Annotated in this window: 17 protein-coding genes and 1 pseudogene; 8 read left to right on the forward strand and 10 right to left on the reverse strand. The window is 63.7% G+C overall.

Annotated features, from left to right (window positions below):
* The first annotated feature begins 57 nt into the window (after positions 1 to 57).
* Entirely contained in the window at positions 58 to 1,221 is a 1,164-nt protein-coding gene (locus P7A97_RS05075) for an EAL domain-containing protein (protein ID WP_277688862.1), read from the forward strand.
* Here P7A97_RS05075 and P7A97_RS05080 read toward each other — a convergent pair.
* The gene (locus tag P7A97_RS05080; RefSeq protein WP_277688863.1) at positions 1,218 to 2,333 is read right to left on the reverse strand and encodes a GGDEF domain-containing protein; all 1,116 of its coding nucleotides are present in this window, start codon (positions 2,331 to 2,333) and stop codon (positions 1,218 to 1,220) included. The genes P7A97_RS05075 and P7A97_RS05080 overlap by 4 nt on opposite strands.
* A gap of 197 nt (positions 2,334 to 2,530) precedes the next feature.
* On the opposite strand from P7A97_RS05080, the gene P7A97_RS05085 reads away from it, so the two are divergent.
* The 3 genes and pseudogenes from P7A97_RS05085 (at position 2,531) to P7A97_RS05095 (ending at position 7,943) form a co-directional block, all read left to right on the forward strand.
* Positions 2,531 to 3,862 (forward strand): deoxyguanosinetriphosphate triphosphohydrolase, encoded by a 1,332-nt coding sequence (locus P7A97_RS05085; protein WP_277688864.1) that lies wholly within the window; start codon positions 2,531 to 2,533, stop codon positions 3,860 to 3,862.
* Positions 3,863 to 3,866: 4 nt separating this feature from the next.
* Complete coding sequence (locus P7A97_RS05090) at positions 3,867 to 4,907, forward strand: FUSC family protein (RefSeq protein WP_277688865.1); 1,041 nt, start codon at positions 3,867 to 3,869, stop codon at positions 4,905 to 4,907.
* Positions 4,908 to 4,988: 81 nt separating this feature from the next.
* A pseudogene (locus P7A97_RS05095) lies at positions 4,989 to 7,943 on the forward strand (HD domain-containing phosphohydrolase).
* Between the two features lie 56 nt (positions 7,944 to 7,999).
* Here the strand turns inward: P7A97_RS05095 and P7A97_RS05100 are convergent.
* Positions 8,000 to 8,341 carry a 50S ribosome-binding protein YggL gene (locus tag P7A97_RS05100; RefSeq protein ID WP_277688866.1) on the reverse strand — a complete coding sequence of 114 codons (342 nt, stop codon included), beginning with the start codon at positions 8,339 to 8,341 and terminating at the stop codon, positions 8,000 to 8,002.
* A 168-nt stretch (positions 8,342 to 8,509) separates the two neighbouring features.
* On the opposite strand from P7A97_RS05100, the gene dacB reads away from it, so the two are divergent.
* A complete protein-coding gene (gene dacB, locus P7A97_RS05105) occupies positions 8,510 to 9,943 on the forward strand; it encodes a D-alanyl-D-alanine carboxypeptidase/D-alanyl-D-alanine-endopeptidase (RefSeq protein ID WP_277688867.1) in 1,434 nt (477 codons plus the stop codon).
* A 53-nt stretch (positions 9,944 to 9,996) separates the two neighbouring features.
* Here dacB and rlmKL read toward each other — a convergent pair whose 3' ends face one another.
* Positions 9,997 to 12,189 carry a bifunctional 23S rRNA (guanine(2069)-N(7))-methyltransferase RlmK/23S rRNA (guanine(2445)-N(2))-methyltransferase RlmL gene (gene rlmKL, locus P7A97_RS05110; protein WP_277688868.1) on the reverse strand — a complete coding sequence of 731 codons (2,193 nt, stop codon included), beginning with the start codon at positions 12,187 to 12,189 and terminating at the stop codon, positions 9,997 to 9,999.
* 392 nt (positions 12,190 to 12,581) lie between these two features.
* On the opposite strand from rlmKL, the gene P7A97_RS05115 reads away from it, so the two are divergent.
* The gene (locus P7A97_RS05115; protein WP_277688869.1) at positions 12,582 to 12,797 is read left to right on the forward strand and encodes a ribosome modulation factor; all 216 of its coding nucleotides are present in this window, start codon (positions 12,582 to 12,584) and stop codon (positions 12,795 to 12,797) included.
* A 96-nt stretch (positions 12,798 to 12,893) separates the two neighbouring features.
* On the opposite strand, the gene P7A97_RS05120 is transcribed toward P7A97_RS05115, so the two are convergent.
* Positions 12,894 to 13,919 carry a quinone-dependent dihydroorotate dehydrogenase gene (locus tag P7A97_RS05120; protein WP_277688870.1) on the reverse strand — a complete coding sequence of 342 codons (1,026 nt, stop codon included), beginning with the start codon at positions 13,917 to 13,919 and terminating at the stop codon, positions 12,894 to 12,896.
* Positions 13,920 to 14,025: 106 nt separating this feature from the next.
* Positions 14,026 to 14,247 carry a DUF2835 domain-containing protein gene (locus tag P7A97_RS05125; RefSeq protein WP_277689013.1) on the reverse strand — a complete coding sequence of 74 codons (222 nt, stop codon included), beginning with the start codon at positions 14,245 to 14,247 and terminating at the stop codon, positions 14,026 to 14,028.
* Between the two features lie 150 nt (positions 14,248 to 14,397).
* Between P7A97_RS05125 and P7A97_RS05130 the strand changes: the two genes are divergently transcribed.
* Positions 14,398 to 15,291, forward strand: a complete 894-nt coding sequence (locus P7A97_RS05130) for a DUF6685 family protein (RefSeq protein WP_277688871.1) — start codon at positions 14,398 to 14,400, stop codon at positions 15,289 to 15,291.
* 64 nt (positions 15,292 to 15,355) lie between these two features.
* Here P7A97_RS05130 and P7A97_RS05135 read toward each other — a convergent pair whose 3' ends face one another.
* From P7A97_RS05135 to P7A97_RS05150, 4 genes are all read right to left on the reverse strand, one after another.
* The gene (locus P7A97_RS05135; protein WP_277688872.1) at positions 15,356 to 15,712 is read right to left on the reverse strand and encodes a ribonuclease E inhibitor RraB; all 357 of its coding nucleotides are present in this window, start codon (positions 15,710 to 15,712) and stop codon (positions 15,356 to 15,358) included.
* A gap of 256 nt (positions 15,713 to 15,968) precedes the next feature.
* Complete coding sequence (locus tag P7A97_RS05140; protein ID WP_277688873.1) at positions 15,969 to 16,730, reverse strand: SDR family oxidoreductase; 762 nt, start codon at positions 16,728 to 16,730, stop codon at positions 15,969 to 15,971.
* On the reverse strand, positions 16,727 to 17,662 hold the full coding sequence (locus tag P7A97_RS05145; protein WP_277688874.1) for an alpha/beta hydrolase: 936 nt from the start codon (positions 17,660 to 17,662) through the stop codon (positions 16,727 to 16,729). The genes P7A97_RS05140 and P7A97_RS05145 overlap by 4 nt, the downstream gene beginning before the upstream one ends.
* Positions 17,646 to 19,118 carry an NAD(P)/FAD-dependent oxidoreductase gene (locus P7A97_RS05150; protein ID WP_277688875.1) on the reverse strand — a complete coding sequence of 491 codons (1,473 nt, stop codon included), beginning with the start codon at positions 19,116 to 19,118 and terminating at the stop codon, positions 17,646 to 17,648. Before P7A97_RS05150 ends, P7A97_RS05145 begins: the two co-directional genes overlap by 17 nt.
* 110 nt (positions 19,119 to 19,228) lie before the next feature.
* Between P7A97_RS05150 and P7A97_RS05155 the strand changes: the two genes are divergently transcribed.
* Positions 19,229 to 20,254: an AraC family transcriptional regulator gene (locus tag P7A97_RS05155; RefSeq protein WP_277688876.1), complete on the forward strand. Its 1,026-nt coding sequence runs from the start codon at positions 19,229 to 19,231 to the stop codon at positions 20,252 to 20,254.
* Positions 20,255 to 20,258: 4 nt separating this feature from the next.
* Here the strand turns inward: P7A97_RS05155 and P7A97_RS05160 are convergent, their stop codons facing one another.
* A complete protein-coding gene (locus P7A97_RS05160; protein ID WP_277688877.1) occupies positions 20,259 to 22,319 on the reverse strand; it encodes an LTA synthase family protein in 2,061 nt (686 codons plus the stop codon).
* Positions 22,320 to 22,368: the final 49 nt, after the last annotated feature.

The raw sequence follows: 22,368 nt of genomic DNA on the forward strand, positions 1-22,368 counted from the left end.
GGCTCCGTGGCCGCTACCCCAGCGGTCAAGTTTTCCATCAGCTCAAGGAACCGGTTCGTGATCGACGGGCAGCCGCTAGCAGTCTTCCAGCCCTTTATCGACACCGCCACAGGCCGTATCGCCGGCATCGAAGCGCTTGGTCGTCTGCGTCAGGCCGATGGCTCGCTGCATTCGGTCGGTCCGTTGTTCTGCGACCCCAAGGTCTCACCGGCCAGCCTGCGCAGGCTGGACCGGCAAATCCGTGAAGATGCCCTGGCACGATTGCACGGCGCACCGCAGGACTGGTTTCTCAGCCTCAACATCTCGCCCCGCTGGATCAGTCGCCTGCGTCCCAACCAGCCACTGCCCAGTCTCAAGCAACTGGAGAAGCATCGGATAGACCCGCGGCGGGTCGTGTTCGAAATCACCGAGCTGGGCGGTGGCAATCAGAAGCTCAGTGAAGTGGTCAGCCGCTACCGTGAAGCCGGTGCACGCATCGCCATCGATGACTTTGGTGCCGGCTACTCACAACTGGACCGCGTGCTGGCCTTGCAGCCGGACATTCTCAAGCTGGACATGCGCCTGTTCCAGGAAGCCGCCCGCGGCGGTCCCAGTGGCGAAGTGGTCAAGGCCCTGGCCCTGATGGCCGAGAAGACCGGCTGCTGGATCATCGCCGAAGGGGTCGAAACCGAAGCCGAATTGCATTTCGCCCTGGAGTGCGGCGCCCGCTATGTGCAGGGCTATCTCTTCGCCCAGGCCGAACAGGCGTTTTTCACCAGTGACACCTTTGTTTCCCGCTTCGCTCACCTGCGCGACCAGTATGTAAAGAGCAAACTGGCAGAACGGGCACACCTGATGACCCTGCGCCAGCAACTGACAGAACTGATGGGGCTGGTGCGCCACTGGGTAGAACGTGGCGACAAGTTGGATTCGCTGCTCAACCCCGCCGCCTACCCCTGGCTCCTGCGCATTTATCAGTGCGATCGCCACGGCACCCAGCTCAGTCCGAACCTGCAGTGGGATGGCAAGCGCTGGTACGAGGATTCTCGCTACCTGGGCCATAACTGGTCTTGGCGCCCTTACTTCTATCAGCTATTGGCGGAGGGCTGGGAAGAACGCCGACTGACCCTGTCGAGCACCTACCGCGACGCTACCAGCAACCAGTACTGCCTGACCGCCGGCCAGTTCATCGACAACGGCCGCAGCCTGCTGCTGCTCGATATCGACGCAAGCGCCTTTTAGGTCAGGATGATCGGCTGATGGAGAGGCGCTACTTCCATGCGGTTTCGTCCGTTCTGCTTGGCGCGATAGAGCGCCTTGTCAGCGCGCTTGATCAAGGCCGCAACGCTTTCCTGCAGGAAATACTGCGCCACCCCGATGGAAGCGGTCACCCGCAGCCCCTCGGGTAAACCGGGATAGCTCGCCTGCGCCAACGCCTCTTGAATGCGCACGATGCAGTGCTGGGCCATGTCCAGCGAGGTCTGGGGCAGGAACAGAAGAAACTCCTCACCACCGTAGCGGGCGAAGAAGTCGGTACTGCGCAGCAAGGGCTGCACCACGTCAGCAAAGGTTTTTAGCACCTCATCCCCCGCCGGGTGGCCATAGTTGTCATTGATGTGCTTGAAGTGGTCGAGATCAAGGATGCACACGCAAAAACCGGCGCCACCACGATCGGTTCGGTTCTTCTCGTGACCGAGCATCTCCAATAGATAGCGGCGGTTATAGGCCCCGGTCAGCTCATCGTGGGTAGCCAGCTCGGTGACCTGGTTCAATACCACCTGCAGCTGGGCGTTGCTGGCCATCAGCTTCTTGCGCAGAGCACTGATGCTACCGCCGAGAATGGAAATGAACGGCAGGAACACCGAGAAACTGCACCACAACACCATCTCCACCGCCAGGTTGAAACGCTCGCCTTCGATACGCTGGATCAGCGGCAGAGTCAGGGCGTAAGCGACTATGGTGCCCAGGCTCAACCACAGCAACTCACGGGTATTGAGCTTGAAGCAACCGAACATGCTGATGATCAGCAACACCACCAGGTAGGCTCCGCGTGCCTCGCCAGCATAGATCTGAGTCCCCATCACCATCACGATGGCGGCGACCATCTGCGCCATGGTCATGCTCGGGTCGCGCAAGCGCAGGTTGAGGTCGTAGCGCAGCAGCAGGTAAAACAGCAGATTGGTGATCACGGCCACCAGCACCCAAACCTGAGTCACCCAGGCCGGGGAAATACCGTTGTAGACAGAGACGAGCTGGGGAACGCTGGCCAGAAAGTACATCGCCACACTCATCATGAAGCGGCGAATGCGCAATTGCTGCTGCGAGTCCCTGGATGAGGCAGCTTCGGAAATCACGTGCTTACTACTCTTGTTGTTATGGCTATAGATCAAGACACGATGGGGCGACGATAGCACCGTGCCCACGGGCACCAGTAACCGCTCGTCGCCGCAGCAGACCCGATGCACCGATACTTGCAGGCATCCGCGCAAACACCGAAGCTAAGAACACATCGCCCGGAGGAGCCGGGCACACCCACAGGCGAGGACAGCCCTTGGATTGGCAAACCCTGCTCACCCGCGAACGCCTCGGCAAACCCGTACATAGCTCCGACGAGCTGGGCCGCAGTCCGTTCCACAAAGACCACGACCGCATCATCTTCTCCGGCGCCTTCCGCCGCCTGGGGCGCAAAACCCAGGTGCACCCGGTGTCCAGCAACGACCACATTCACACTCGCCTGACCCACTCCCTCGAAGTCGGCTGCGTCGGCCGCTCCCTGGGCATGCGCGTCGGCGAGATGCTGCGTGACGAACTGCCGAACTGGTGTACACCGAGCGACCTGGGTGTAATCGTGCAGTCCGCCTGCCTGGCTCACGACATCGGCAACCCGCCGTTCGGTCACTCCGGCGAAGACGCCATCCGCCACTGGTTCCGCCAGGCCGCCGGGCGCGGCTGGCTGGACGACATGAGCGATGCCGAACGCGCCGACTTCCTCAGTTTCGAGGGCAACGCCCAGGGCTTTCGCGTACTCACCCAGCTGGAATACCACCAGTTCGACGGCGGCATGCGCCTGACCTACGCCACCCTCGGCACCTACCTGAAATACCCGTGGACAGCACGCCACGCCGAGGCGCTGGGCTACAAGAAGCACAAGTTCGGCTGCTACCAGAACGAACTGCCGCGCCTGGAGCAGATTGCCACCAAGCTGGGCCTGCCACGGCTGGACGAACAGCGCTGGGCACGCCATCCGCTGGTCTTCCTGATGGAGGCAGCCGACGACATCTGCTACGCCCTGATCGACCTGGAAGACGGGGTGGAAATGGAGTTGCTCGACTATGCCGAGGTTGAAGCCTTGCTGTTCGACCTGGTCGGTGACGACCTGCCGGAAACCTACCGCCAGCTCGGCCCCCATGATTCGCGCCGGCGCAAGCTGGCGATCCTGCGTGGCAAGGCGATCGAACACCTGACCAACGCCGCCGCCCGTGCCTTCGTCGAACAACAGCCAGCCCTGCTGCTCGGCACCCTCGAGGGTGACCTGGTCGAGCATATGCATGGCCCTGCCAAGCGCTGCGTGCTGCGGGCCAAGGCCGTGGCACGCGAACGCATCTTTCAGGACAAGCGCAAGACCCTGCATGAAATCGGCGCCTACACCACCCTGGAGATCCTGCTCAATGCCTTCTGCGGCGCGGCCCTGGAGCAGCACTCCGGGCGCGAGCTGTCGTTCAAGAACCGGCGTATCCTCGACCTGCTTGCCCATTACGCTCCGGCACCGGACTGGTCCCTGTATATGTCGTTCCTGCGCATGATCGACTTCATCGCCGGGATGACGGACAGCTACGCGACCGAAATGGCCCGGGAGATGACCGGGCGCTCCAGCCCGGTGTAGGCCCATGACTCGCAGACGCAGATGGATCGGCTGGCACGCCGGCCCCCCCGAACTGGGTGTGGCCGTGATTGCCGGCCTGGGGTGTGCCCTGCCCCTGCTGCTTGGCCTGCTCAGCGGCCATCCGGGTTTTCTCTGGGCCTCGGCCGGTGCCTTTCAAGCCTCCCAGGTCAGCCCGCTGCATCGCTATGGCATGCTGCGACTGTTAATGCTCACCCTGCTCGGCGCCTGCAGCGCCGGCCTGGGCTTCTGGGCGACGGGGCACGCCTGGGCCAGCATGCTGCTGTTCGGCGCCTTCGGTCTACTGCTCGCCTGGTTGCAGCGCTTCGGCAAAGAGGCCGGCAAGCTGGGTATGAACCTGGCGATCTGCCTGTGCCTGGGGCAAGGGCATACTGAGGTCGGAGGGTTGCACAATGCCGACGCGGTCGCAGCACTGTTCATTCTCGGCGGTCTGTGGGTTGCCCTCCTCGCTTTCGGCCTGCGCGGCCTGCATGGTTTGCGCACCTGGCCGCACATGCCCCGCCTGATGGCCGTATTGCGCGTGCTGCGCCGCCAGGCCAAGCGCCTGCCGGAGCGCCGCTGGCGTCTGCACGCACTAGGCTGCGCCCTCGCCCTGGGCAGTGCCGGGCTGATAGTCGAGCTAGCCGACCTGCCACGAGGCCACTGGCTCACCCTGGCTCTGCTCGGCACCCTGCAGCTGAGAGCCCGCAGCAATCTAGCCAGGGCCCTGCAACTGTGCATGGTGAGCCTGGCCAGCGCCGTACTGCTGCTGGGGCTCGGCTACAGTTTGCAAAGCCCGGCCGCCATGGTGGCCATTACCTTGCCCGTGATTGTGCTGGGCCGAGCACTGCAGGCCCATCGCTATGGCCTGTACGTCTTGCAGGTGATCGTCAGTTTCATGCTGCTGAGCGAATGCCTGGCGCAGGACTGGCAGGATCCCCAACAGCGCCTGCTCAACAGCCTGGTCGGCGTGGTGCTGGCGATGTTGGTGGCCATGCTGATACATGCTCTGGCACGGCGATTTGGCCAGGCAAAACAGGAAAAATAGTCCCGCCGACAGGCGGCGATGTTGTCAGCGCTTCACTATGCTTTGGCTCTATCCCATTACGCCTGTCAACGGAGCGAGCTCATGCAGGGTAAAGCGCTAGGCAAGGAACGTCGCTTTCCGCTCCACGTCCACATCAGCGTACTGTTCACCCTGCTTCTGCTCGGCAGTGGCGCACTGCTCGGCCTGTTCAACTATCACCAGACCACCCAGGTCATCCTGTCCAGCAGCAAACAGCTGTTTACGCAAATACGCGAGGAGGTGGACGCCGACCTGCGCCACACCTACCAACCCATTCGCCATCTGCTCAGCCTGCTCACCCTGCAGGAAAAGAATCAGGCCGCCGATCGCTATCAGCGCATGGACCTCATGCCATCACTGGCCTAGGCCCTGCGCGACAATCCCAAGCTTGCCTCGCTGTATCTCGGTTATGGCGATGGCGATTTCTTCATGGTGCGACCGCTGCGTAACGCTGCACTCAAGGAGCGATTCAATGCTCCCGCCAACGCCGCCTTCCAGGTCTGGACCATCGACCGCAACGGCAGTGCCCGGCCCGTTTCCGAATCGCAATATTTCGATGCCGAGCTGAACCTGATCAGCCGCCGGCAGAACCTCAAGGAAACCTACGACCCCCGCAGCCGCCCCTGGTACAAGAGCGCCCTCGAAAACGGCGAGCAGATCACCACCGAACCTTACGTGTTCTTTTCCACTGGCGATGTCGGCACGACGCTGGCCCGTATCAGCCATGACCAGACCGTGCTCGCAGCCGACCTGACGCTCGCCGACCTCTCAGCCACGCTGGCACGTCACCGGGTCACGCCATCGACCGAAGTGGTGCTGTACCGGCCCGATGGCTCCGCCGTCGCCTACCCAGATGTGGCCCGCTTGCTGATACGCAATGGCGAAACGCAGCTGGCCCAGGTGGCCCAACTCAGCCCAGCGTTGGGTGAGCTATTCCAGCGCGGCCTGGACAAGGATCGCCAGAGCGCCATGGAGCTGGCAGGCAAGCGCTGGCAGGTGTCCTACAGCCAACTCGAGGAAGGCGGCCCCAACGGCTTGCGCCTAGCCCTGCTGGCACCAGAAGAAGAGTTGCTCGCCGACGCCTACCGGATCCGCTGGCAGGGCGCCGTACTCACCATCGCTATCCTGCTGCTGTGCGTCCCGCTCGGCTGGCTGATGTCTCGTGTACTGGTCAAGCCACTGCGCGCTCTGGTGGATGAGGCCGAAGCCATCCGCAGCTTCAACTTCAACCATCCGGCCAGTGGCCGCTCCCCGGTATTGGAAGTCGATCAGTTGGCGGTGGCCATGGCCAAGATGAAGGACACCCTGTCCGGATTCCTCGACATCACCGCCAGCCTGTCAGCCGAAACCCGCTTTGACGCCCTGCTGCGCCGGGTACTGCGGGAAACCGTTGAACTCAGCGAGGCCAGCTGCGGCCTGCTCTACCTGCGTGACGCCGACAACGGGCGCCTGGAGCCCCACGGGCTGTTCATCAACGACCAGCAGCACAGCCTGGAAGAACACCGCATCCCCACCTACATCCCCGGTCAATCCGAGATACCCGAGTGGATACGCCAGCCGGCAGAAGGCGGCAGCAGCGTTGTGACCGCCATCGGCTTTGATCAGGCCGAAGGGCTGCAAAGCCTGCTGCACACCCTCGACAGCCCGCGTGCGCACCTGCTGAGCACCGGCCTGCACAATCGCCAGGGCGAAACGCTAGGCGTGTTGCTCCTGCTGCACCGAGACAACGGCGAGGAGGCCGACCTGGCCATGATCGGCCCGCAGCGCATCGCCTATGTCGAGGCCGTGTCCGGGGTCGCCGCCCTGTGTATCGAGAGCCAGCGACTGCTGGAGCAACAAAAGAAACTACTGGACGCCTTTATTCAACTAATCGCGGGCGCCATCGACGCCAAAAGCCCCTACACCGGCGGCCATTGTCAGCGGGTACCGGAACTGACTGTGATGCTGGCCAAAGCCGCAGCCGGCAGCCACGAGGAGCCTTTCCGCGACTACCAGCCCGGTGAAGAAGACTGGGAGGCCCTGCACATCGCCGCCTGGCTTCACGATTGCGGCAAAGTCACCACGCCAGAATATGTGGTGGACAAGGCGACCAAGCTGGAAACCCTCTACGACCGTATCCACGAAGTGCGCATGCGTTTCGAGGTGCTCAAGCGCGACGCCTGGGTCGCCTACTGGCAAGCATTGGCCAGCGGTGGCGACGAAGCCGTTCTGAGCCGGCTGCGCGACGAGACGCTGAGCACCCTGGACGAAGAGTTCGCCTTTGTCGCCCGTTGCAACCTCGGTGGCGAAGCCATGGCCGATGCTGACCAGGAGCGCCTGAAAACCATCGCCGAGCGCCGCTGGACGCGCACACTGGACGACAGACTGGGCGTTTCCTGGGAGGAAAACCAGCGCCAGTCGCGTAGCCCGGCCACCGAACTGCCGGTGCAGGAACCCCTGCTTGCTGACAAGCCCGAGCACCTGATCGAGCGCCCGAGCAGCGAGCTCATCGCCGCGGACAACCCCTGGGGCTTCCGCCTCGACGTACCGCATTACAAACATAATCGTGGCGAGCTATACAACCTGGGGATAGTCCGCGGCACCCTGACTGCCGAAGAACGCTACATCATCAACAACCACATCGTGCAGACCATTCTCATGCTCGAGCACCTGCCCTTCCCCAAACACCTGGCCAATGTGGCCGAGATCGCCGGTGGGCACCACGAGAAGATGGATGGCAGCGGCTACCCGAAACGCCTCAAGCGCGATGAAATGAGCCTGCCGGCACGGATGATGGCGATTGCAGACATTTTCGAGGCCCTGACTGCAGTGGATCGCCCCTACAAGAAGGGCAAGACGCTTACCGAGTCACTCAACATCATGGTCGGCATGTGCCGGGGCGCCCATGTCGACCCCGATCTGTTTGGTCTGTTTGTGCGCAGCGGTATCCCTCAGGCCTATGCCGAACGTTACCTGCGCCCCGACCAGAATGATGCAGTAGACACCGATGCCATCCTGAATAAAGCAGGCCTGGCCTGATGCCAGGCACAAAAAAGCCCGGCATCAAGCCGGGCTCTTCTATCGCAACGCAGCGGTTAGGCCTTGTTGACCGGGTTCTCCGGATACCACACATCGAGCAGCGGGCTCAGAGTGAAGTCGACCAGCTCGTTGCGCCCCTTGAGCCAGGCTTCCAGCTGGCTGCGCTGCTCTTCGGTGACCGAGCCGCGCTTGGACAGGCAAACGAAACCATAGTCCTCGCCGCCGACATAGCCCAGGCCGTTGCCGTCGATGGCCTCGACCAGAAACTGGTCGACGAACTGATCCGCCTCAGCCTCGGTCAGGCTCTCGCGAAAGTTCATGGTCAGTTCGCAGCCCAGCTCCTGGAATTCATCGACGCAAAGTTTCTTGCGCAGACGACGGGAACGGTTAGTGGCCATAGATGCTCCTAGATACTCAATGATTTGCACGGACGGCACTCTAGCAAATTGCCGCCCCACTTGCCCGTCCGTTCAGAAAAAATGCTCGTGCAGCCCAGGCGCCAGCCATAAACGCCTCGGGCATAATGCGCGGCAGTTTTTGCCCCCTCTCCAACCTGGGCCCTGCCAATGATCCATTCGCTACGAAATTTACTGCTCGCCTCTCTTCTTCTGCCTTTGTCGCTGCCCATTCAGGCTGCTCAAACCAGCAGCGTACTGCCGAACAAGGTTGCGCAAGCCCTAAAGGCCAACAAGATCTCGCCCAATAGCCTGTCACTTGTCGCCCTGCCATTGGATAGCAGCAGTACCGGCATCATCTACAACGCCGATGTCTCGATGAACCCGGCCTCGACCATGAAGCTGGTCAATACCTACGCCGCGCTTGAGTTGCTCGGCCCTACCCATCAGTGGCAAACCGAGTTCTACGGTGATGGCCCGCTGCAGGATGGCGTACTTAACGGCAACCTCTACCTCAAGGGCGGCGGTGACCCCAAGCTCAACATGGAGAGACTCTGGCTGATGATGCGCGATCTGCGCACCAATGGCGTACAGCGCATCACCGGCGATCTGGTGCTGGATCGCAGCCACTTCAATCTGCCGCAGCTGCCCGTATTCAACGATGACGGCGGCGACCCCAACAAACCCTTCCTGGTCGGCCCCGATTCGCTGCTGGTCAACCTCAAATCAGTTCGCATGATCAGTCGCACCGCCGGCGGCAAGGTCAGTGTGGTGATGGAGCCGCCACTGACCAACGTCCGCATCGACAATCAGGTCAAGGCGCTCCCCGCCGCCAAATGCCCGGCTTGGCCGGATGTACGCTACAACCCGGTGACCCAGTTCGATGGCACCACCCTGGTGGTCACCGGCAAGCTGGCCGAAGGCTGCAGCGCCCAGAGCTACCTGGCCCTGCTGGACCACCCGGGCTACGCCGCCGGCGCCGTACGCGCCATCTGGCAGGAGCTGGGCGGCAGCATCCTCGGCAAGGATCGCCTGGGCGATGTGCCGAAGAATGCCAAGCTGCTGGCGCGTACCTTCTCGCCGGACCTCACCGAGGTCATCCGCGACATCAACAAGTACAGCAACAACACCATGGCCAGACAGCTGTTCCTCAGTCTAGGGCAGCGCTTCCGCACCAGCGCCGATGGCGACGATGCCAAGGCCGCGCAACGCGTCATCCGCGGCTGGCTGGCGAAAAAAGGCATCACCGCACCACGCCTGGTGATCGAGAACGGCTCGGGACTCTCCCGCGCGGAACGCATCAGCGCCCGCGAGATGGCCGGCATGCTGCAAGCCGCCTGGCATAGCCCATACGCCGCCGAGTTCATCGCCTCGATGCCGCTGGTGGGCATGGACGGCACCATGCGCAAGCGCCTGAAAAACACCGGCATGCAGGGACAAGGTCATATCAAGACCGGCACCTTGAACAATGTGCGCGCCATCGCGGGTTTTACCCGCACGGCCAAAGGCAAGAACTGGGTGGTGGTGGCCATCCTCAACGACCAGCGGCCTTGGGGCGCCTCGGCGATCCTCGATCAGGTACTGCTGGACATCTACCGCCGATAAGTCCGTAGCAACGAAAAAGCCCGCCATTCGGCGGGCTTTCTCATATGCCGACCTCAGATCTTGGCCGTCAAACGCCAGGCACGATGAATCTTGCTGTTGCGGGCAAAGTCCTGATCGACGGTCTGTGCGCTGATCTCCTCCACCGCGTAACGCTCGGCCAGGCCCTCGTCGAGCTGGAACTTGCGGAAGTTGTTGGAGAAGTACAGCACGCCGCCCTTGCCCAGACGGGCCATGGCCAGGTCGAGCAGGCGCACGTGATCGCGCTGCACATCGAACACGCCCTCCATGCGCTTGGAGTTGGAAAAGGTCGGCGGATCGATGAAGACCAGATCGTACTCGCCACGGTCGGCCTCCAGCCAGGCCATCACGTCACCCTGCTCCAGCTTCTGCTTGTCCGAGTATCCGTTGAGCGCCAGGTTGCGCCGCGCCCAGTCCAGGTAGGTCTTTGACAGGTCGATGCTGGTGGTGCTGCGCGCGCCGCCCTTGGCCGCGTGCACGGTAGCCGTGGCGGTGTAGCAGAACAGGTTGAGGAAGCGCTTGCCGGCCGCCTCTTTCTGGATGCGCAGGCGCAGCGGACGGTGGTCGAGGAACAGGCCGGTGTCCAGGTAATCGGTCAGGTTGACCAGCAGGCGCACACCGCCTTCGCTCACTTCCATGAACTGGCCCTGGCTGGCCTGGCGCTCGTACTGCTTGGTGCCGCTCTGCCGCTCGCGGCGCTTGATCACCACTTTGTCCGGCGAGATACCCAGCGCCACCGGAATGGCAGCCAGGGCGTCGAGCAGGCGCGCCTGCGCCCTGTCCGGGTCAATGGAGCGAGGCGGCGCGTATTCCTGCACGTGCACCCAGTCGCGGTACAGGTCGATGGCCAGGGCGTACTCGGGCATGTCGGCGTCGTACAGGCGGTAGCACTCGATACCAGCCTTCTTTGCCCACTTGCCGAGGGTCTTGAGGTTCTTTTGCAGACGGTTGGCGAACATCTGCCCGCCCTCGGACAAACGCGCAGGCTCACTGGCCACTGGAGCCGCCGCGCCTTCCTCACTGGCCTGACGCCGCTCGCTGCGCTCACCAGTGACGAACTGCTCGGGCAGCACCTTGAACAGCAGCAGCTTGCACGGCAGCGCGCCGTTCCAGAACGAATACTGCTTGTGGCTACGCAGGCCCATGCGCTTGCCCAGTTCCGGCGCGCCGGTGAACACCGCCGCCTCCCAGTTCAGGCAACTCTGGCGCAGGCGCTCGCCGAGGTTCTGATAGAGGTAGAGCAGGCTCGCTTCGTCGCCCAGGCGCTCGCCATAGGGCGGGTTGCTGACGATCAGGCCGGTCTGGTTCTTGTCCGGGCGCGGCTCGAAGGTCGCCAGCTCGCCCTGGTACAGCTTGACCCACTCGCCCAGGCCGGCACGCTCGATGTTGTTACGCGCAGGCTGGATCAGCCGTGGGTCGGCCTCGTAACCACGAATCCACAGCGGCGGCTTGGCCAGGCCCGCAGCGGCGCGCTCTTCGGCCTCCGCATGCAGCTTCTTCCAGATCGCCGGGACATGGCCCAGCCAGTTGGAGAAGCCCCAGCGTTCACGCTTGAGGTTCGGCGCCATGTCGGTGGCGATCATCGCCGCCTCGACCAGGAAGGTACCGACACCGCACATAGGGTCGGCCAACGCGCCACCCTCGGCGGCAATGCGCGGCCAGCCGGCGCGGATCAGGATGGCTGCAGCCAGGTTTTCCTTGAGCGGCGCAGCGCCCTGCTGCAGGCGATAGCCACGCTGGTGCAGGCTGTGCCCGGATAGATCCAGCGAGAGCACCGCCTCGCCCTTGTCCAGGCGCAGGTGCACGCGCAGGTGCGGGTCGACCTTGTCGATCGACGGGCGCGTACCGGCCGGAGTGCGCAGCTTGTCGACGATAGCGTCCTTGACCTTCAAGGCGCCAAAGTGCGTGTTGTCGATGCCGGCGCCATGGCCACTGAACTCCACGGCTAGAGTCCCGGCTGGATCAAGATGTTCGGCCCAATCAACAGCCAACACGCCCTGGTAGAGATCCTCGGCGTTGCTCACCGGGAAACGGCGCAACACCAGCAGCACGCGGTTGGCCAGGCGCGACCACAGGCACAGACGGTAGCCCACCTCAATGGCGGCGAAACCCCGCACGGCAGCCGTCTGCTCGCGGGCCTCTTCCAGGCCCAGACCAGTGGCTTCTTCAAGCAGCAGGCCTTCCAGACTCTTGGGGCAGGTCAGGATCAGTTCGTAACGGTCAGACATGGGCATTCCATCTGTAAGGGTGACAAATCAGCCACCTGATATGACAGAGGGTCGCAAGATGACCCTTCGTCGGAATAAACAAAACTCGCAGCTGCGAGACATTCGCAATGACATCCGGGCGAAGCCCTGCACCAATGCTGGATCACAGCCGATTAAGGCCTACTCATCCACATTAGCTTATGGCTCCTGCCCTATTTGCGTTACGCCCTTATGACAAAACGATCATTCACAGGGGGTAAGGCATTGGTTAGAAATCATCTCAGGCCGACACCGCAATGGTGCTGGCAGGTGGCCCGCCACGCCGGCAGCGGGCCGCACTGGCAGAAGCTTTTCTGCCTGGTCCCGGCAAGGGGCCAACGGGACATAACAGTCAACAGTGAGGGCAACACCCGATGAGAAGACTTAAGCGTGATCCGTTGGAACGAGCTTTTCTACGCGGTTATCAGCACGGCATTCATGGCAAATCCCGCGATCTGTGTCCTTTCACCCACCCGTCCGTTCGGCAAGCCTGGATCAATGGCTGGCGCGAAGGGCGCGGCGACAACTGGGACGGACTGACCGGCACTGCCGGTATCCATAGACTCAACGAACTTCACGCTGTCGGCTGAGCCCGACCCACAGACTTCACCAGACCGTCCCATCCGGACGGTGGGCGAGAGCCCAGGGCCCCTCAGGGGCCCTTTTTATTGCCTACTTGCCGCTATTCAGTGCTTCGGCAGTGCCGCAATGGCGTCCACCGCCTCGCGAATCAGCGCCGGTCCCTTGTAGATAAAGCCCGAATAGATCTGCACCAGACTGGCACCTGCCGCGATCTTCTCGGCTGCATGCGCCCCTTCGGTAATACCTCCAACGGCAATGATCGGTAGGCGGCCCTTGAGCTCGCCAGCCAGTACCCGCACGGTATGGGTGCTCTTGTCACGCACCGGCGCACCGGAAAGGCCGCCGGCCTCGTTGCCGAACGGCAGGTTCTCCACACCTTCGCGGCCCAGGGTGGTGTTGGTAGCGATGACCGCATCCATGCCGGTTTCGACCAGCGCCTGAGCGACCTGCACGGTTTCCTCGTCGCTCATGTCCGGGGCGATCTTGATTGCCAGCGGTACACGCTTGCCGTGCTGGGCAGCCAGGTCTTCCTGGCGCTGCCGCAGCGCTTCCAGCAGCTGCTTGAGTTGATCACCGAACTGCAGGCTGCGCAGGCCAGGGGTATTCGGCGAGCTGACGTTGACGGTCACGTAGCTGGCGTGGGCGTAGACCTTGTCCAGGCCGATCAGGTAGTCATCCACGGCCCGCTCGACCGGGGTGTCGAAGTTCTTGCCGATATTGATGCCCAGCACGCCCTTGTACTTGGCCGCGGCAACGCGGGCCAACAGGTGATCGACGCCGTGATTGTTGAAGCCCATGCGGTTGATCACTGCGGTCGCTTCCGGCAGGCGGAACAGCCGCGGCTTGGGATTGCCCGGCTGCGGGCGCGGGGTCACGGTGCCGATCTCGACGAAACCGAAACCCAGTTGAGCGAAACCGTCGATGGCGTCACCGTTCTTGTCCAGGCCGGCAGCCAGGCCCACCGGATTAGGGAATTCCAGCCCCATCACCTGCACCGGCAGCTTGGTCGGCGCCTTGCACAGCAAACCGTTGAGGCCCAGGCGGCCACCTGCGCCGATCAGGTCGATGGACAGTTCGTGAGAAGTTTCGGGTTCAAGACGGAACAGCAGCGCGCGGGCCAGGTCGTACATGGGCTAGTCGGCTCGAATGGGTGGCAGTGGCAAATAGGCCGCGATTATAGCCGCCAGCACTAGCCGGCGGCGAGGCAAGGGAGTAATAAGGGAGCCGTTCGCGCACTCATTGCAGCTGGCGCAGGCCAAGCAGCTCTCCGGCCGTGCTGAATTCCAGCTCGAACACGCCATATATGCCGTCATGGCGCAAGAAAGGACGCAGATGATGGGCCGGCAAGCTAACCTTGCGGCCGTCACGGCTATACAACAGAACCCGGTTGGCGCGCCCCTGGTAAACCGCCAGGAAACGCTCCGCAGGCAGCGCAATATCCAGCACCAGGCTGGGCATGGAGGCACCCTCGACAATGAATGGCAGCATTTTGCCACAGACCACGGCGCAGCCGGCCAGGCTCACAGCGACAACCTGCACCCATTCGCATGCGAGGTGGCTACGGCTCTGCCACACTGACGCGGTAGTGCCGGGAGTGTCCTGCAGGTCATGAGTTTTTCCGAATCTCCTTCCAGTCTGGCGTCACGCCTCTCTGCCCTCGCTCAGCGCCTGGGCCTGAGCGGTCGTGTGGCCAAACTGGTGTTCGAGCGGGCGCGCCACCTGCGCTTGCCGTTCAGGGTACTGCCTGAACCAGCGGCCAATGTCTGGTGGCAGGCCGGACCGCCACTGCACCGTCTGGTGGATCTGCCACGCGACGCGCTGTCAGGCCCGGTACAGGAAGACAAGGCCGCTGCCCGCGCCATCCTGATGGGCGTAGTAGAACGCGAAACCCTGCACCTCGATGACTTCGACCTGCGCCGAATCGACGGCCTGTGCAGCACTCCCCCCTGCCTCGACAGTAGCCTGGCAACGTTCGAGGAAGTGGCCGCCTGCCCACTGGGGCGCAGCGTGCGCATCATCAGCTACAAGGATTTCCTCAAGACCATCAGCCAGGCCATGCCGCGTTTTCTCGCCGCCGAGGCAGTGGAGTTGCGCCAGGCCAGCTGGTACGGCGAGCGGTTTTTCTGGGCCGGCGAGCAGCATGGCGAAGCGTTCGCCTGCGCCATCGCCTATGCCCGCCTGCGAGGCCTGGAAGTCACCCTGCCCGCGGAGTTGACACGCTACCGCCTGAGCGCCAGCGGTCTGGCCGAACTGCGCCAGCGCTACCACATGCTGGCCATGCCGGTGCAAGCCTGGAGCGAACCGGCGTTCATGAGCCTGTTGCTGGATCACGGCCTGCCCTATGCCCGGCTGTCGCTGCTGCGCTATCCGGATGCCCCGGAGTTTCTCCTGCTGCCCAAGGACTCCCCCGCGGCCAATGCCCTGGGCGAAGGCCTACGCCTGGCCGGCGCGCCGGACATGATCAGCTACCTCGAAGCGCTGCAACAGCGCACCGACTCCTGATTCGAAGGGATGGGTGCCGACCAATCCCGAATGCACGGATTGGTCGGCGTCTACCGAAAAGGCTTCAGCTCGCGACAGCCTGCTGCGCCCCGAGTCGCACTTCCTGGGTCACGCCCCAGCCGTCCAGCACTCCGCCGAGCGGCCCGACCAGGGCTTCCAGATCCTGCTCGAAACTGCCGATACCCGCATAAGTGGCATACATCACCTTGCTCACCTGCAGGTGCCAGGCACCATCATCACGCACACTTACCTGAGCATTCAGCGATTCACCGCGAAATTTCGCGGCTGCCACTCTGGCCCGGGCCTCATCCGGGAAGATGGCGTAGAACTCGATGGGGTGCACACGGGCGAAATCGAATCCGCCCTCTTTCATGCGGCGCAGAACAGTACTGCTGACATCATCTTGGAAGGCTGTGCTCATGTTGCGACCTCCTCTCAGGCGATGGATCAACCGCGACCGCCAACGATAGCGGCCTCGCGGCACCCTGCGGTGCCGCCCGAGAACCAGGCAGCTGCCTGGTTTGTCATCAACGGGCCAGGCCCGTGGGCAGCCAGACCGGCGAACGCCGGGTCGAGCGACCGTCTCTTCAGGTTAGCGGCTGATGCACGAGCTTGCTGGCACTCTGACCACCGGCGTTGTCGGCGGCGACAGGCGGCCGCGCAGTCAGGCCTACCGGCTAGTCGCGACTCAGCCACCCCATCAGCATCCGGCTCACGGCCGGCGGCGAGACCTGCCCGGCCCAGAACATCAGGGTAAACAGCCACTGAATCGGCCTGTGCACCTTGGCGTGCCGCGCCTGCAACCACGCGGCCGCAGCGATGTCCTCGGCCGCCAGCTTGACGCCCATACGACGCAGCGCCGGCGGTTCGAAGTGCTGCTGGGCGACCATCGGCGTGCGCACGAAAGGTGGCATCAGATCGCCCACGTGTATGCCGTGGCGCCGCCACTCCAGTTCCAGCGCCTCGGTCAGACCGCGCACGGCGAACTTGGAAGCCGAGTAGCTGACCATGTGCGGTGTGCCGTACAGCCCGGAAGCAGAGCCCATATTGATCACCTGGGCGCCCGGCGTGCCCTTGAGGTAGGGAAAGGCCGCATGGGTGACCTGCAGCAGGCCCAGCACGTTGATCTGCAGGATGCGTGCGTGCTCCTCCAGGGCGATGTCCTCGAAATGACCGAAACGCAAAATCCCGGCGCAGTTGAAAAGCAGGCGCAGGCGCCCGCCGTGCAGGCTGCAAAAGTCCTGCAACGCCTCGCGCACCGCGCCGGCATCGCCCACATCCAGCTCCGCGTGCCAGACCCCGCCCAGTTCGGCAGCCAGCTCGGCCAGGGCACTGTGGTTGATATCCAGCAAGCCGACTTGCCAGCCGCGCGCATGGAACAGCCGCGCCGTGGCCGCACCGATACCGGAAGCCGCCCCCGTAATCAGAATGGTGTTCATGGACAACCTCGTTGACGAAGGAACTCGACGACCCGCTGCAACGCCAGATCGGCGCTGGCCAGCAGGCCGCAGTTGATCTGGAACACATGCCACTGCCGGCGATACAGCTCCAGGCGGCAATCCACGCCCGCAGCCCGCGCCCGCTCAGCCAGCAACTGGCTCTGGCGCAGCAGCACCTCGTCCTCGCCGACCTGCACCAGCAAGGGCGGCAAACCGTGCAGCTCGGCATACTGCGGCGACAGCTCGGGGGCACGACAATCCCTGCCTGGCGGGCAATACGCCTGCGCGCCCTGGCGCAGCCACGCAGGTTGAATCAGCGGGTCGCCGCCGGGGGGCTGATGCAGGTTGTCACCACTGAGGTCGGTGAGCGGCGAGAAGCACACCAACGCAGCCGGCAGCGGCAGCCCCAGTTCGCGCAAGCGCAGTGCGCAGGTCAGGGTCAGGTTGCCACCGGCCGAATCGCCGGCGATGACGATGCGCTCGGCCGCCAGGCCCTGCGCCAGCAAGGCGCGATAGGCCGCCAGCGCATCGTCGCGGGCGGCCGGGAATGGCTGTTCCGGGGCCAGGCGGTAATCCAGCGCGCACAGGCTCAGCCCCGCCGCGCGAGCCAGGTGACTGGTCAGGCTGCGGTGGGTCTGTGGCGAGCCGGCAATAAACGCCCCACCGTGCAGGTAGAGCATCACCCAGCCGTTGTCCGTGGCCGGCCACAGCCATTCACATGGCACGCCCCCCAGCACGCCGGGCTCGACCCTTACCCCGGCGGCCACTTTGCCCAGCCGCGTGCCCAGCCAGAGCAGGCGGCGCTGGGCCCTGACGCTGACGCCTGGGCGCAGCCCGCCCCGTGCCAGCAGCCAGACCGCCCCGCGCATTACGCTGCTGAGCAGGCGCTGCCCAGGCCCGGAGGGAGCAGAGAGCTCAACGGACCAGGTCATAGGCGCTCCAGTCCGGATGCCGGGTATGTCGGCGGTAGCTGAAGGTGAAGCCGGACCAGTTGTTGGTGTGCTTGCCGGCGGCATTCTTGTACCAGCTGTTGCAGCCCTGCTCCCACACCGAATGCTCGATGGCGTGCTGCACCCGCTGGTTCCAGGCGTCCTGCACTGGCTTGCGCACATCCAGGTAGCGCACGCCCTGCTCCAGTTTGTCCAGGCAGGCCAGCACGTAGGGGAACTGGCTTTCCAGCATGTAGATGATCGAGTTGTGCCCCAGGTTGGTGTTCGGCCCATAGAGAATGAACAGGTTGGGGAAGCCGTTGACGCTGATGCCCTTGTAGGCCTCGGCGCCATCCTTCCAGGCCTGGTTCAGCTCCAGCCCGCCGAGCCCGCGAATCTGCATGGGCGCCAGGAAGTCGCTGGCGGTGAAGCCGGTGCCGTAGATCAGCACGTCGGCAGCATGCTCGCGGCCGTCGGCGGTGATCACCCCGTGCTCGCTGACTTCGCGAATGGCCTCGCTGACCACCGCCACCTGTGGCTGCGCCAGCGCCGGGTAGTAGTCGTTGCTGATCAGGATGCGCTTGCAGCCCATCGGGTAATCCGGGGTCAGCTTGGCGCGCAAGCCGGCATCGCTAACCTGGCGTGCGAGATAGCGCAGAAAGCTGCCGCGCATCAGCTTCATCAACCCCGGCAGCACGAAGAAAGCCACGCCGCGAGCCTCGTGATAGAGGTATTGCAGACCACGATCGAGCTTCTGCATCCACGGCCAGCGCTGCATCAACGCCAGCTCGAAACGGCTGTAGGCGCGATCCGGCTTGGCCAGCACATAGGCCGGTGTACGCTGGAACAGGGTCAGTTGCTTGACCTTCGGCACTATGGCCGGCACGAACTGGATAGCGCTGGCGCCAGTGCCGATCACCGCCACGCGCTTGCCCGTGAGGTCGATGTCATGGCGCCAGCGCGCCGAGTGGAAGCTTGCCCCGGCGAAGCGTTCCACGCCGGGAATATGCGGATACAGCGGCCGATTGAGCTGGCCGCAAGCACTGACCAGAGCCCGCGCGCTGAAGCTGGCGCCATCCGTGGTGGTCACCCGCCACAGCGCAGCCTCCTCGTCGAACCAGGCCTCAGCAACCTCGCTGTTGCAGCGGATTTTCGGCTGCAGCCCATGGTTGTCGATGCACTGGCGCACGTAGGCGAAGATCTCCGGCTGCGGCGCGTAACGCCGGCTCCAGTCGGTCTTGGGCTCAAAAGAAAAGGAATACAGGTGCGAAGGCACGTCACAGGCCGCCCCCGGGTAGCTGTTATCGCGCCAGGTGCCGCCGGGCTCGCCCGCTTTTTCGAGAATCAGGAAGTGCTCCTGACCCTGCTGTCGCAGGCGCATGGCCAGGCCCAGCCCAGCGAAGCCGGCGCCGATGATCAACACCTGCAGAGGCGGTTGGTGTGGAGTCTTGTTATGCATTGTTCTCTCCGTCTCCCACGAGTATCGCGGATGAACGAATGCTAGGTGCTCTCGCGGCGCAGGTTTATGGCATAGTCGGCCAATAAATTGTGACTTTCGGACATGTTCGCATGCCTGTAAAAACCATCGACCCTGTACGCCGCAGCGCCATCAGCGTGCAACTGCTCACCCAGTTCGGCCTCGATCACGGCCTGTCGCTGGATCTCTGCCTGCACGCCACCGACCTCAACTGGCAGATACTCGGCGAACCCGGCGCCGAAGTGGACGCCGAGCAAGAGCTGCAGCTGGTGCGCAATCTGGTACGGCACCTGGGGCAACGCCCGGGCATTGGTCTGCTGGCGGGTCGCCGCTACCCGCTCAATGTCTATGGCATCTGGAGCTTTGCCCTGCTCAGCTGCCGCACCGGCCGCGAAGCGGCGCATCTCGGCCTGCGCTACCTGGACCTGACCTATGCCTTCCACGGCATGCGCCTGGAGGAATACGCCGAGGAAACCCACCTGCTGTTCGACGACAGCGCCGTGCCTGAAGACTTGCGCAGCTTCCTGCTCGAACGCGACCTGGCCGGCATGCTCTGTGTGCAGCGCGTGCTGACCGAACAGCCTCACGTCCTCAAACGCATCGATTTGCGCCTGGCAGAACCTGCAGACACCCGCCTGTATGAGCAGGAACTGGGCTTTCTGCCACGCTTCGCGCAAGCCGATAATCGACTGGTGATCGACAACCACTGGCTCGACCGGCCCTTGCCCGGCGCCAATCCACAGATGGTGGCGCTATGTGAAGCGCAGTGTCAGGAGCTGCTGGATAAACGCCGGCACCGCAGCGGGCTGGCCGGGCAGATTCGCTCACTGCTGCTCAGCCGTCCTGGTCAGCTGCCCACCATGGAGCAGATCGCAGCCAACCTGCACATGAGCTCGCGTACCCTGCGCCGCCGCCTCGACAGCGAAGGCAGCAGCTTTCGTCAGTTGCTCGAAGAAGTGCGCCAGGCCCTGGCCGAGGAGCTCCTGGCCACCGGCGGGCTGACATTGGAAGAGATCGCCGAACGCCTGGGTTATGGCGAAGTGTCCAACTTCATCCATGCCTTCAAGCGCTGGAAAGGCGTGGCGCCGCGCCAGTTCCAGCGCGGCGCCCTGAACTAACGCCCTACTCGCCGACCGGCGCCTTGCGCGCCACCGCACCCGGCGCATCGCGCACCCCGGCGGTGTTGCGCAGCAGGCTCTGGGTAGCCACCTGCAGGAAGGCTTCCAGGCGCTTCTGCAACGCCGGCTGCTGCGCATCGCCCTGCAGCACCTCGACCTTGCGCTCGGCGAGCTGGTAGCGATAGAGCTTGGCCGGCATGTCCTTGGGCTGCACCAGGACCTTGTCGCCGCTGATGATCGCCACGGTCTGATCGCTGCCCGAAGGCTTTATCACGCCGATGCCCGCATCGCCTTGCGGCAGGCTGAGCAGGTCGCGCCCCCAGCACTGGTTGCGGGTTTCGCCGCCGAGGCGGCCCATGATGGTCGGCACCACGTCAACCTGCGTGCCGACGGTGTCGCGGCGCTCGCCGAAGGTCTCGCGCACGCCCGGGCCGATCAGCAGCAGCGGCACGTTATGGCGGTACAGATCCATTTCGGTGAGCTGCTCCGGGCTGCCGAAGCCGTGGTCACCGACGATCACGAACAGGGTGTCCTTGTAGTACGGCGACTGTTTGGCCTTCTCGAAGAACTGCCCCAGGGCCCAGTCCGAATAGCGCATGGCGGTGAGATGCTCGTTGTTCGAGCCACGGTCCGTGACCGGCGCCACCGGCAACTGCTTCGGCAGCGCATACGGGGTGTGATTGGACAGGGTTTGCAGCAACGCATAGAAGGGCTTGTCCGGGTCCAGTTTGTTCAGCTCGACAGCGGCGCGGTCGAACATGTCCTGGTCGGACACGCCCCAGGTCGGATCGAGGAACACCGGGTCAACGAAGTCCTCGCGGCCGATGAAGTTACGCATGCCCTGGTTGCTGAAGAAGCCGGACTGGTTGTCCCACTGAAAATTGCCGTTGTAGACGTACAGGTCGTCGTAGCCACGGGCACTGAGCTGCTGCGGCAGACCGGAGAACTGGTGGCTGCCCTCGGGCATGCGCATCAGGTACTCGAAGCTCGGCAGGTTGGGGAAGCAGGCCATGGTGGCAAACATGCCTTGGTGAGTGTGTGTGCCGTTGGAGAAGAAACGGGTGAACAGCAGCCCCTCCCGGCTCAGACGGTCGAAGTTCGGCGTGATGTCGGCATCGCTGCCCAGCGCGCCGACCCAGCGCCCGGCGAAGCTCTCCATCAGGATCACCACCACATGCTTGATCGGCAGCACGCCTTCGGCTGGCGGAGTGAAGTCGCGGCGTACCGCCGCACTCTCGGCATCCACCAACACGTCGTGCTCGCCGAGTAGCATCTGGCGCACCACCGGAAGCGCCTCGGCGTCCGCCATGGTCGATTTCCAGGCATTGTCGCGATGGTCGGAGAAGCTGTTCTCGGCGGCATCGACCAGGGTCAGGATGCCGTTCAGGCCCAGGTGATTGGCGAAGATCGAATCGGTGGTATAGGCATCGCCCCAGCGCAACGGCGGGCCCTGCTTGAGCGTGCCACGGGCCGCCAGCACCGCCAGCAGCAGGCAGGCGAAGAACACCGCGAAACGCTTGTACCAGGCCATGGCCGGGCGCACCTGACGCGGCCGGGTGAGGTGTTCGAGCCAGTTGAACAGCATGGCCATGGCCAGGGTGCCCAAGGCCCAGGCCAGCAGATAGCGGGCCACCGGGAAGCCATTCCACAGCATGCTGGAGACGGTGCCCAGATCCTCTTCCATGTACTGGAATACCAGGCTGTTCAGGCGCTGATGAAACTCGCGGTAGAAGTCCATCTCGGTGATGCCGAGCAGCAGCGCAATGCTGGCGGCCACGCTCAGCCACGCCACATGCGCGCGGCGCGCAGCCATGGCGCGCAGGCTGAGCAGCGACAGGAGCAGCGGCGCGACGATGTAGACCACCACGCGCAGGTCGAAGCGCGCACCGTTGAAGAAGGCTTCCAGCAGGTCGCCGGTGGAGGTTTCGCCGATCAACTCGGCGTTGTGGTTCATCAACGCCAGGCGCAGGGCGGCGAACATCAGCATCAGTAACAGCGCACTGAGCAAGGTGAAGGCGAAGTGGCTACGCAGACTAGGTCGAAGGAAGACTTCCGCTGGCGGCATGACAAAAAGGTCCGATGGCTATGAAGCCGGAAATTGTCTGCTGTGACAG

It is taken from the genome of Pseudomonas sp. GOM6 (genome assembly GCF_029537485.1).
Lineage (GTDB): Bacteria > Pseudomonadota > Gammaproteobacteria > Pseudomonadales > Pseudomonadaceae > Aquipseudomonas.